General features: G+C 46.2%; 9 protein-coding genes and 1 other annotated feature. All 9 genes read right to left on the reverse strand.

Going from position 1 to position 11832, the window contains the following annotated elements:
* Positions 1–5: 5 nt before the first annotated feature.
* On the reverse strand, positions 6–1142 hold the full coding sequence (locus N774_RS0103185) for a DHHW family protein (RefSeq protein WP_024859851.1): 1137 nt from the start codon (positions 1140–1142) through the stop codon (positions 6–8).
* Positions 1143–1153: 11 nt separating this feature from the next.
* Complete coding sequence (locus N774_RS0103190) at positions 1154–2533, reverse strand: hypothetical protein (RefSeq protein WP_024859852.1); 1380 nt, start codon at positions 2531–2533, stop codon at positions 1154–1156.
* A complete protein-coding gene (locus tag N774_RS0103195; protein ID WP_024859853.1) occupies positions 2523–3122 on the reverse strand; it encodes a toprim domain-containing protein in 600 nt (199 codons plus the stop codon). The genes N774_RS0103190 and N774_RS0103195 overlap by 11 nt, the downstream gene beginning before the upstream one ends.
* 11 nt (positions 3123–3133) lie before the next feature.
* Positions 3134–4216, reverse strand: a complete 1083-nt coding sequence (gene holA / locus N774_RS0103200) for a DNA polymerase III subunit delta (protein WP_024859854.1) — start codon at positions 4214–4216, stop codon at positions 3134–3136.
* Positions 4216–6264: a ComEC/Rec2 family competence protein gene (locus N774_RS0103205; protein WP_024859855.1), complete on the reverse strand. Its 2049-nt coding sequence runs from the start codon at positions 6262–6264 to the stop codon at positions 4216–4218. Before N774_RS0103205 ends, holA begins: the two co-directional genes overlap by 1 nt.
* Before the next feature lie 10 nt (positions 6265–6274).
* Positions 6275–6814 (reverse strand): phosphoribosyltransferase family protein, encoded by a 540-nt coding sequence (locus tag N774_RS0103210; protein ID WP_024859856.1) that lies wholly within the window; start codon positions 6812–6814, stop codon positions 6275–6277.
* A 10-nt stretch (positions 6815–6824) separates the two neighbouring features.
* The gene (locus tag N774_RS0103215; RefSeq protein ID WP_024859857.1) at positions 6825–7178 is read right to left on the reverse strand and encodes a histidine triad nucleotide-binding protein; all 354 of its coding nucleotides are present in this window, start codon (positions 7176–7178) and stop codon (positions 6825–6827) included.
* Positions 7179–7232: 54 nt separating this feature from the next.
* Positions 7233–9863, reverse strand: coding sequence for an alanine--tRNA ligase (gene alaS / locus N774_RS0103220; protein ID WP_024859858.1), 2631 nt, complete (start codon positions 9861–9863; stop codon positions 7233–7235).
* A 59-nt stretch (positions 9864–9922) separates the two neighbouring features.
* Positions 9923–10120, reverse strand: a binding site (T-box leader).
* Between the two features lie 69 nt (positions 10121–10189).
* The gene (locus N774_RS0103225) at positions 10190–11800 is read right to left on the reverse strand and encodes a peptidoglycan D,D-transpeptidase FtsI family protein (RefSeq protein ID WP_024859859.1); all 1611 of its coding nucleotides are present in this window, start codon (positions 11798–11800) and stop codon (positions 10190–10192) included.
* Positions 11801–11832 lie beyond the last annotated feature (32 nt).

Raw genomic sequence — 11832 nt, forward strand, 5'->3', positions numbered from 1 at the left:
AAACCTCAATTCCTTTCGATGATCTTTTCAAGAGTTTCTTTGTCACCCAGATTTTCTATGCCGAATAAAAACAAGGTCTGTCCATAGTCGTTGATGTTGATATAATCGGAAAGACACCCCTCCATATCTTCTGGAGAAATGACCGCTATCTCCTTGTAATGCTGAGTAAGGAACGGTATAAAGCAGTCCCCGTAGCTGTCCTTTATGACAAGAAGCTTTTTTTCGGTATTGGCAGAGGTAGTTATCTTCATAAAAGGTACTGCCTCTCCAAGGTACATTGAGTACATATCACTTGAATCGAGCCTGCTTCTGTCATAGATGCTTCCCTCAAAGGTAGTTCCGTCATTTCCTGTACAAATGCAGGAGAGTACCTTTGCACCCTCGGGGTAATCATAGATATCGATTATGTCTGCCTTTGTCTTTTTTGACAGTGTTCTGTTATAAAGATTGCCCCTGAAGCTGTTGGAAACATGCTCTATTGTGTATTTATCATATGATATAGGCAGAAATCCAAGCTTCTTGACAACCGACTTATATACACAGTATGCCCCGTAACTTGTCCATTTAGTATCATTGTAATAATAAATATAGTTATCCTTGAGCATTTTTAAAATATTATAAGCGTCGATCTTTCTTATATCGTTTGAAAGGAAATCATAAAACTCAGATATCTTCTGGCTGTCCGAGCGGTTGTCTATATACGCAGGAAGGATATCTCCATAAACGCCCGACGATGTGGGAATAGCAGCAAAATACACTGTTCCGTTATAATATGCATCATATCTTCCGAAAATATCAGCGCTGACAGATATTGGAGCTTTTGGCGTGCTTTCAACATTAAGCAGCCTGTCCTGTCCCACATATACTCCGTTTACAATGCTTTCGGATAGCTCGGTCTGCACAGCTGTTTTTGCAGACATCCACATGCTGCGGCCTGCAAAATGATCTGTCATATATGTGCCGAGCTCATCTGCGAATCCGCCGCTGTAAAGCTTCTCGGCGGTTATCTTCGGGAGCTCCGCAAGTCTCCTGTTTTCTGTATCGGAGAACCCGGACTTATTACCGAAAAGCGTAACTGCTCCAAAACCTGCAATAAAAGCAAGTGTAACGGCAGCTGTTACCTTATTCGCACTTTTAGTCATACGCTCCCCTCCTACAATTTCATTATAAGCATTTCAGAGCTGCCGCTGTATGACAGGAGCGCTGTGCATATGATAAGAGCAGCAAGCACGATAAGCGTCGAAGCGGCATTGATAACTGTCTTTACTTTCTTTTTGCCAGCACGGGTCATCATATTCCTGAAAAGGTCAGACGCCGCGTATACCGCCGCAAGCAGCAGAACGATATATGATTTGAGCAGATAAAACGACTGTGAATCAGCTATAACATTATTGCCGCCAAGCATTGCAATAAGGTATCTTCCCGAATATGCAGGACTGTTGCCTGCAAGGAAGACCGAACAGATAATTATAACAAACAATGTGTATACTATACCTGTGATATCCATTATCTTTTTCTTGGCGATACGGCTCTCGATAACAACAGCCGCTCCTATGAGCAAGCCCCATAATGCACCGTTGGTATTGAACCTATACCATATGCCGAACAGCGTCCAGCCGAATATGAAAATAAGTTCCTTTACCCATCTGTAGGTGCAAACGCTGTATAACGGCTTTGTGACATATCTTCTGAGCCACTGTATGACCTGAGACTGCCACCTTGCCGCAAAATATCTGATCCTTGTACTAATGAGCGGATAGTTGAAGCTCTGAGGCATACGATATCCAAAGCAGTATGCCACGCCTGTTCCCATATCGGCAAATCCTGAAAGAGTAAAATACAGACACAGTACGAATGCCGTAATGCCAAGCCATGCCGTAACAGCAGAAAGCTCACTTACGTTCTGGCTATGTACTGCCGTATACAGCATATACAGATCATCGGCAACAATTACTTTCTTAGCAAGACCCTTTACAAATAAAGTCATGCCTATGCCGATATTCTCGGGAGTTTCCCTGCGATTGCAGAGTATTCTCCTGAAAACTCCGTAACGCAGCAGGGGGCCCATGATAAGTCTCGGAAAGAACATAAAGTAGAGCGAGAACCTTACAATACTGTGCTCGGCACTAAGCCTTCTCTTGTATACATCTATCAGAGTACCCACAGCTGCAAGGCTGAAAAACGATATTCCCACAGGGAAAAAGCCATCGGGGACCTTTAATATATCATAAAGCTGTGAAAAGTGTTCAGTGCGGAATACTATCAGTGCAGCAAGGTCAATAATTATACCCGATGCAAGAGGAACAGCCGCCAGCTTTTTATTCTTTCTCAGACGGCTGATAAGGTGTACAAAGCCATAATTCATTGCAGTATAAGCAAGAATAAATATGAGGAAGAAAAGACTTATCATTCCGCAGAATACCATGCTCAGGAAAAGCAGTGTAAGCTCGCGGAATTTCTTGGGCGTTATATAAAAAAGCAGTATAGAAACGGGCAGAAACCCGTATATGAACAGCAAGCTGCTATATACCATTATTTTCTCCCTTCAATTCACTCATTATCTCCGTAATCTCAGCGCTGTCCATCATGGTGCAAAGCACCTCTATCAGCGCACCTGCGGAGAGCTGTCTCGGAAGTCCGAGGCGGAGCTGTAATCTCTCACGCAGCTCGCGGCTGTTTGCACCGCCGCTCAGCCCCAGTTCATATAGAGTGAGCTTTGTTATATCGGAGCGTTTGCCGCTGTGAGAAGCAGTGATGCCTGATTTTTCAAAGGCTGCAAGAAGCGTCTGTACGTCTATACCCTCAACACCGAGCTTTCCCTCGGCTGAGGGCTTGACCTTGCGCTTTTCCTTGCCGAAAACATCGGGGATATAGACATTGGTTATCTTTCCGCTGCCCACAGCACCCTTTATATAGCCACGTATCCTGCGTCCTGCCGCATCGGAATCCGTAAGTATGATTATACCTGTCTTTTTAGCGTAATAGCGTATAAGCTCCAGCTTTTCAGTATCCTTGAAAATGCCGAAGCCGTTGGTGATTATAATAACAGCGTCAACTATAGAGGACAGCTTTATCTTGTCATATTTGCCTTCAACGATTATTGCTTCATCTATCTTTATCATTACCTCACCCGTTAATTCTTAGTCATAAGCATTTTTGTAACGGTCTGCTCAAGTATGGTCTTTTCATCTCCGCCGCCGGAATTCAGAGTGATATTGGTATCGCGGAGTATCTTTATGCACTCCCTCAGCCTGCGTATGCTCATACGGGAGCTGTCGCGGAATGCGTTTTTAACTTTGAACTCCCAGACATAGGCGAAGTCTTCTTTTACATCCATGACCTGCTTACCGCTTTTTCTTGCGCAGGCAGCACGGTACATATCTATAAAGGCGCCTGTGATATTGGCGAGTACCGCTCCCCTGTTGTCCTTATCCTGCATGAGCTCATCAAGAGCCTCAAATGCCGATCTTTTATTGAATGCAGCCACAGCGTCAGCAAGCTTGAAAAAGGTCACATCGCTCTGTCTGTGAACGAGATTTTGCAGCACATCTGAGGTTATCTCACCGCTGCCAACATATGAGCAGAGCTTGTCTATCTCATTGCGTATGGTAAGGGTGTCTGACTGACACATTTCCGCAAGCTCGCGGGCTCTGTCAAGAGAAATAAGCGCTCCCCTTGCTGAAACGCTGGCAGCTATGTCCTTTGCAAGCTCGTTTTCGGTCTTGATAGGACACTCCACAAGTGCACCGTCTTTTGCAGCAAGGTCTGCAAGCTTTTTGTTCTTATCCTTGATAGTGCTTTTTCCCGTCTTGTAGTCAGTCTTTACAGCTATCTCAAAGCCTGTGACATTGAATATGACCACAGTCTGGGAAGGTATATCCTTCAGAACCTCAATGAGCTTTTTATTAAGGTCCTCAGCACGGAGCCCAGCCATATTCTCGCGGGGCTTCTCGCAGTTATAGTCATTAATAAGGATACAGTTGTACTCACTCATCATGGGCATCATCTGTATCATGTCGTATAGCTCCGAGGTATCAAGGTAACGACCGTCAAGCTTATTGAGCGCGAAGTCCTCATTGTCTCCGACAGCTGCCTTTATTATCTGCTTCGTCAACTTTTCCACCTCTGGAATATTCTTTCCGAAGATATAATACAGATTTTTCAGTTCGCCCTTTTTCAGGTCGGACTTTATAGTCTTTAGATCAGTCTGTGGCATTACAATCTCCTTATATTACAGCTGTCCGAACCTGACAGCACGATCTCAAAATTATTTCCGTCGTCAAGATATATAACAGACTCATTGCTTCTGTCAGTGCCTTTCGGAACATTCCCGTACATTACGGTAACACTGTCCTCGGAGGCCCTGCCGCTTTTCGCAGGCGTCAATACAGCCTTGCCGTTACTGCTGCTGACTGTCACAGTGCCGTCGGAATACTCCACAGAATAGCTCTCTTCATCAATTATAAAGCCGTTTTCACCGAAGTACGTTATGTCTGATCTGTCAGATACAGGCACATCGCCAGCTATGAGCCATTTGCCATTATCAATATATTCAAGGTCGTTCAGATAGCTTGAATATGAGGACTGGACCTTATTTGTAAGCACTGTGGTCTGTACAGAGCTGATGCAGTTCCTTGTAAGGTATTTACGTACATAGCGGGCAGACTTATAATGTCCGCTGAGGTCGATGATATCGGCACTGCCGCCTCCGCACACAACAATTGAGGCATTACTGCCGCTTCCGAGAACTGCAATGACAGTCTGCTTGTCACGCTGCATACGAATAACACCTGCACCGACAAACATAAACACAAGAGAAGCGGCTATGATACCGCAGATATATCTTCTGTTTCTGAAAATAGCAGCTGCAATAGCTGTCGCTGCCATACAAAGCAGAAGTCCCAGCACAAGCTCACTGCTGTCGCAGGAAAAATGAGTGTATCTTATCCTTGCAGCAGAATCAGAAGCCCTCAGCACAAATTCGTTGATATACTTTGATACAAAAAGAAAATTTACGACTCCGCCTGTAAGGACATACATAAGTCCGACTATCATTGATAACGAACACAGAGGAATGATCAGAACGTTAGTTACAGGCGAAATGAGGGAGGTCTCGTCAAAGAAGAGCAGTGAAAACGGGAATACGCACAGAGTAGTGCAGAGCATTACCGCAAACTCCTTTATAAACCTTTGATAACCTCTTTCACTTGGCAATTCCTTTGTCATGTAAGGAGCAAATACTCCGATACCGAATGTACCTGCGACTGAAAGTATAAAGCCCTCATCATATACAGAGTATGGCTGGAACAGACATATGAGCAGGACAGCTCCCGCGAGAGAATTAAAAGTATCGTTCTGCCGTCCGAACAGCCCTGCGGCATAGAAAAAGTTCATCATAATGGCTGCTCTTATGGCTGAAATGGGATAATTCGCCATGGAAACAATAAATATCAGCAGACATTCCATCAGTGCAAAAGAAATATATTTATTGATGTGAAAGCGTTTGAGCACCCACATAAGAATAAATATCGCCACCGATACATGAAGTCCCGAGACTGCAAGAATATGACCGATGCCGCTTCGGTAAACAGCCGTCCTGACGTTGTCGTCAATACCATGCTTTTCACCAAATACCATTCCCGCCAGTAAATTGCCGCAGTCTGTTCCGATGTTACTGCAAAAGGCTGATATCATATCCTCTCTGTATCTTTCAATGGCATTTGCGAGTTTTCTCGAATCAGTATGTTCAGCGCTGATATCCTTTGCATTTCTCAGCGTCAGAAATATACCGTCCGACTTATAATACCTCTCGCTGTCAAAGAGGTAGTCCGATTCGGGTACCTGAAAAACGCAGTCCCCGATATGGACTGTATCGCCCTTTTGAGCATAAAAGGACTTCACATAAAAGGTGACATTGGCTCTGATATTGCCGTTTATCCTGCCACTGAGAGTATATGAATAATAATCGCCGCTGTAATACTGCACATCTGTGACCTTGCCGCAGAAGCTGCCGCTGCTGCCGTTCAGAGCCGCAACCGGTGTATATCTCACGGCGGTATACGTTTGAAAAGCGCCCACGGAAGCGGCAAAGAATACAGCCATAAACACTATATCCTTCAATTTGAAGCCGCAGCGCAGTCCGACTATACATGCAGCAGCAATAACACCCGAAAAGATTATCAGTTTAACAGGATCGGTAAAAAATGAAGCGAAAAACAATCCCGCCATATACGCTGCCGCAGCTCCAATCATTTTTCGCTTCATAAACTATTCCTTATTTAAAGAAAAGGGGCAGCTTCTCAAGGAAGCAGATGTCTTTTCTGTCCGCAGCGTCGCCCTCTGCAAGAACCGCAGATCTGCCTGATATTATGCCGCCTGCCTCATGAACGAGCTCCTCAAGAGCACGCAGAGACTCACCTGTGCTGATAACATCATCAACGATGAGCACTTTCTTCCCCTTGAGCATTGCGGCCTTTTCCTTTGAGAGGTAAAGAGTCTGCTCGGCAGCAGTGGTTATGGACTTAACACTTACCGAGATAGGGTCGGTCATGTAGAGCTTTACGGACTTTCTTGCAACTACATATTTCTTGCTGCTCTGACGAGCCATTTCGTAAGCAAGCGGAATGCCCTTTGACTCAGCTGTAAGGATAATGTCAAAGTACGGTGACTTTGAAAGAAGCGCACCTGCCGCTTTTACAGTAAGCTCAACATCAGAGAACATAACGAATGCCGCAATATCTATCTTGTCATTGAGAGGACATATAGGGAGCTCTCTCTCCAGCCCTGCAATAGTCATTTTATATGTATCAGCCATAATGCCCTCCTTATTCGGTCTTGCCGAGAGACTCAGGTCCCCAGCCCATTTTTACGCCTGCAAGCATATGGAAGTGCATATGCTTTACAGTCTGGCCTGCATCATCGCCGCAGTTATTGATGATACGATAGCTCTCGATGCCCTCAGCCTTTGCTATCTTGGCAGCAGCCTCAAATACCTTTGCTACCGCAGAAGAATTCTCCTCAGTTATATCGTTTGCACAGGAGATATGTACCTTTGGAATGATGAGATAGTGAACAGGTGCTATAGGAGCTATGTCCTTGAATGCGAATACAAATTCGTCCTCGTATACCTTAGTGCTTGGTATCTCGCCGTCGATGATCTTACAGAATAAACAGTCCATATTGATTCTCCTTTATAATTTTATTATCAGGGCGGACAAAGCCGCCCATAAGATTTACTTTACAGTATCGGCAACTACGTCTGCAAACTTAGCCATTGCCTCGTCTATCTTGGCAATGTCGCCTGCACCTGCCATAGCGCCGTCGGGCTTTCCGCCGCCCTTACCGCCTGTTACGGCAGCTATCTCGCGGACTATCTTGCCTGCATTAGCACCCTTTGCAACAGCGTCCTTTGTACATACGCAGTAGAATGTACCCTTTTCGCCAAGTGTGCCTGCAAAGAGAGCGATTATAGCTTCTTCCTTGTCCTTGACGCTGTCACCCAGCTTTCTGAGTGCGTCGGGAGCAGAGCCGTCCATACGAGCGGAAACGATCTTGATACCGCCAACTTCCTTTGCATTGTCAAAGAGAGCTGCTGTCTTGGAGTTTGCGATCTGCTGAGTAAGGCTTTCGATCTTCTTGTCCTTGTCCTTTGACTCAGCTGCAATAGCTGCGCACTTCTCGGGAAGCTCGCTTACGTTTGCAAGCTTGAGAGCCTTTGCAGAACGGAGGATAGTATCCTTGAAGCCGTTCATAAGCTCAAGAACACCTTTACCTGTTACAGCTTCGATACGTCTTACGCCTGCTGCTACGGAGCTCTCGGAAACTATCTTGAACAGACCTATCTGTGATGTATTTGAAAGATGTGTACCGCCGCAGAACTCAACGGAAGGACCTGCGGTAACAACTCTTACTGTATTGCCGTACTTCTCACCGAAGAGAGCCATAGCACCAAGCTTTCTTGCTTCCTCGATAGGCATTTCCTGCATTGTAACAGGAAGATTGCTGAAGATATAGCCGTTAACGATGTCCTCTACTCTTGCTATCTCCTCGTCGGTCATAGCACTGAAGTGGTTGAAGTCAAAACGGCAAGCCTTTTCGTTAACAAGCTGACCCGCCTGATGAACGTGGTCGCCAAGAACCTGTCTCAGCGCATTCTGGAGCAGATGTGCTGTTGTGTGGTTGCGCATGATGGACATTCTTCTGTCCTTTTCGATCTGTGCAAGCACCTTGTCACCCTTGGAAATGCTTCCCTGTTCAACAGTTGCAACGTGGAGGAAGTGTCCCTCAGACTTTATAGTATCATCAACAGAAGCGATATTAGCTCCGTTGAGAATCATACCTGTATCGCCTACCTGTCCGCCGCTCTCAGCGTAGAAAGGAGTAACATCGAGAACGATAACAACGTCGTCACCCTCAACAGCAGTCTCTATCTCGTTGCCGTTCTTGTATATAGCAAGGACTTCTGCATCCTCAGCTTCAAATGCAGAATAGCCTGTGAATACAGTTGCGGGAGCATCTACCTTGATGCTGTTGTCAGCCCATGATGAACCTGCCTTTGCAGCGTGGTCAGCCTTGGCTCTTGCTCTCTGCTCCTTTGCAAGCTCTGTGAAGCGGTCACGGTCTACAGTGTATCCCTTTTCCTCACATATCTCCTCTGTCAGGTCTATTGGGAAACCGTATGTGTCGGAGAGCTTGAATGCGTCATCGCCTGAGAGTACCTTTCCGCCCTCAGCAGCAAGCTTCTCAGTGAACTGGTTAAGGAGCTCTGTGCCCTTGTCGATCGTCTTTGCAAAGGCTTCTTCCTCAACGCCGATTATCTTCTTGATGTAGTCGCGCTTCTCGACAAGCTCTGGATAAGCGTTTGCATTCTCGTTGATAACTGTATCGCAAACCTCTGTAAGGAATGGTCTTGTAACACCTAAGAGTCTGCCGTGACGTGCAGCTCTTCTCAGCAGACGGCGGAGAACATATCCGCGTCCCTCGTTTGAAGGAAGGATACCATCGCCTACCATGAAGGTAGTGCTTCTGATATGATCGGTGATAACACGGAGAGATACGTCCTTCTTTGCGTCCTTCTTGTACTCAACGCCTGCAATTGAGGAGATATGCTTCATGATGTTCTGAACAGTATCTACCTCGAAGATATTGTCAACGCCCTGCATAACACATGCAAGTCTCTCAAGTCCCATACCTGTATCGATGTTCTTGTTCTTCATCTCAGCGTAGTGACCCTCGCCGTCGCTGTCGAACTGGCTGAATACAAGGTTCCAGATCTCGATGACTCTGTCGCAGTCGCTTGCCTGCTCGAAGCTCTCAAAAGGTCCGTATGCCTCGCCGCGGTCAAAATGTATCTCGGAACATGGACCGCATGGACCTGAGCCGTGCTCCCAGAAGTTATCCTTTTTGCCGAGACGGATTATCCTGTCATGAGGGATACCGATATGGTTCTCCCATATCTGCTCTGCCTCGTCGTCGCTCTCAAATATAGTTATCCAGAGCTTTTCAGCAGGGATAGCAAGTGTCTTTGTAAGGAACTCCCAAGCCCATTCGATAGCCTCGGTCTTGAAGTAATCACCGAATGAGAAGTTGCCCAGCATCTCAAAATAAGTACCGTGACGTGCTGTCTTGCCAACGCTTTCGATATCGGGAGTACGGATACACTTCTGACATGTAGTTACTCTCTTGTTGGGAGGAGTAGCCTGTCCGAGGAAGAACTTCTTTAGAGGAGCCATACCCGAATTGATAAGAAGAAGGCTCTTGTCACCCTGAGGAACGAGAGAGGCGCTTGCCATTCTCGTATGGTTCTTGCTCTCGAAGAACGAAAGATACTTTTCACGTAGATCGTTAAGACCTGTCCACTGCATAAATATATCTCCTTTAATAAAAATATAAAACTTAGCAATACAAAAAAAGCCCCGCCGCCAAATGGGACGAAGGCTCTCGTGGTACCACCCAAATTTGAAGGAGCACTGCTCCTTCCTCATACATCTTTAACGCAGAAATACGCTCTGATTTCTCGGAGTAGCTCAGGGGGAGCACCTGTCATACGTCTGAAAGCTCACACCAGCCGCTTTCTCTCTGAAAGACGTACAGCGACAGTCAATCCCGTCAACGCTATACATATAATTATTATAACGCTGTTCCACTCAAAAGTCAATGGTTTTGCAAATATTTCTGAAAAAAAGCGGCTTTAAGTGCTGTTTTTACTGTTCAGTTCACTAATCTGCTCGGCTATACTGCGAAATACAGGCGCTGCCGCATCGTTTCCGTAGCCTCCGTCCTCAATAAGGACTGTTACAGCGTATTTAGGCTGCCTTGCAGGGAAAAATCCTGTTATCCACGCATGGCAGAGCTCCTCGCCCTTTTCATCGAATTTGCCCGTCTGTGCCGTGGAAGTCTTTGCTCCGACGCTAATTTTTCGGCTTTTTGCCTTTGATTTCTCATTTTCGTTGACTGCCAGTATCATCATCTTTCTGAGCGATTTTGCAGTCTCTTCGCTCATTACAGCTGACAGCTGGGGAGCCTTTTCCCGGCTGACTTCATCGCCGTCGGCAGTAAGACCTTTTATGAGCCTTAGTATAGGCATTCTGCCATTATTTGCTATAGCACAGGTAAGCTGAGTTATCTGTAGTGGAGTTGCCGTAAGCTTTCCCTGTCCGAATGCAAAATTTGCCAGCTCCGCAGGCACGCTAAGCTCCTTTTCTGTGGGCACCACGCCGCCTGAGCCTGTTATGCCTGCGCAGAGATAGTTCTCCTTGCCGAATCCGAGGTAGTTCGCCATTTGTCTGTACTTCCCCACATCAAGGCAGCGGCTGAGGTCTATGAAATACGTATTGCAGGAATTTGTCATGGCTTCTGACATATTCTGCAGGCCGTGACCGTCAAGCTTATGGCAGTTGAACAGCTTTCCGTCAACGTCGATATTGCCGCTGCATTCGTACATATAACCGCCGAAGCCCTGCTCCAGTGCAGACGCTGCCGTGACAAGCTTGAATACCGAGCCCACACTGTACGAATACAGTGCACGGTCAATGAGAGGGCATCTATCGTCGTTTATGGCTTCGGCAAGCTTGTCGGGCTCGTAACTCGGGAAGCTCGCCATAGCCAGTATATCGCCTGTTTTTATGTCAGCGCATACTATTGCTCCCTTTTCGATCTTACTGCCGCACTTCTCACATATCTCCTGTATGTCCTTATCGAGAGTCAGCACCACTCCGCTTTTATAAGCCGTTGTCCTGAAAACCTGCTTTCCGTCGCCTATCATGATATTGCCGAAGCCGTCCACAGTATAGGTAACGCTGTTGTCGGAAAAACTGTTTCGCAGTATGGAGTCATAGGCGTACTCTATGCCGTCAGCACCTTTATTATCGGACAGATAGCCTATCACATGACGTGCAAGCTGCTTATCGGAATATCGCACAGGTACTTCAAATACCGTCAGTCCGTCACTTTCAAGTGCATTGTCCGTACATGAGAATACAAAGGGCTCGCCCTTTTCAAAGTCGCTGTAGAACTGCTCCTTGTTCAGTGCATACCGTGCAGTATCTTCACGATTGAGAGCCGACGGCACCACAGCTGCCATTTTTCTCGTTTCTTCATTGGTAAGAGGCTTCATATTTTTGTCGTATATCGTCCCCTGACACTCCCCTACTTCTAAAGTCAACCTGCTGCTGAACTCACCTGCGGGCACATCATTTGAGTAAATGGCAAGCCTGTAATAATCACAGGCAAGCAGAGTGAATGTTACAAAAAAGACTGCCGTAAGTATGAGCACTCCATGTTCGCCGCGTTTTCTGACCATATCATCACCTCAATGTGAGTATTGTCAGTAAA

This window comes from Ruminococcus flavefaciens AE3010, assembly GCF_000526795.1.
In the GTDB taxonomy this organism is placed as follows: Bacteria; Bacillota; Clostridia; order Oscillospirales; family Ruminococcaceae; genus Ruminococcus; species Ruminococcus flavefaciens_D.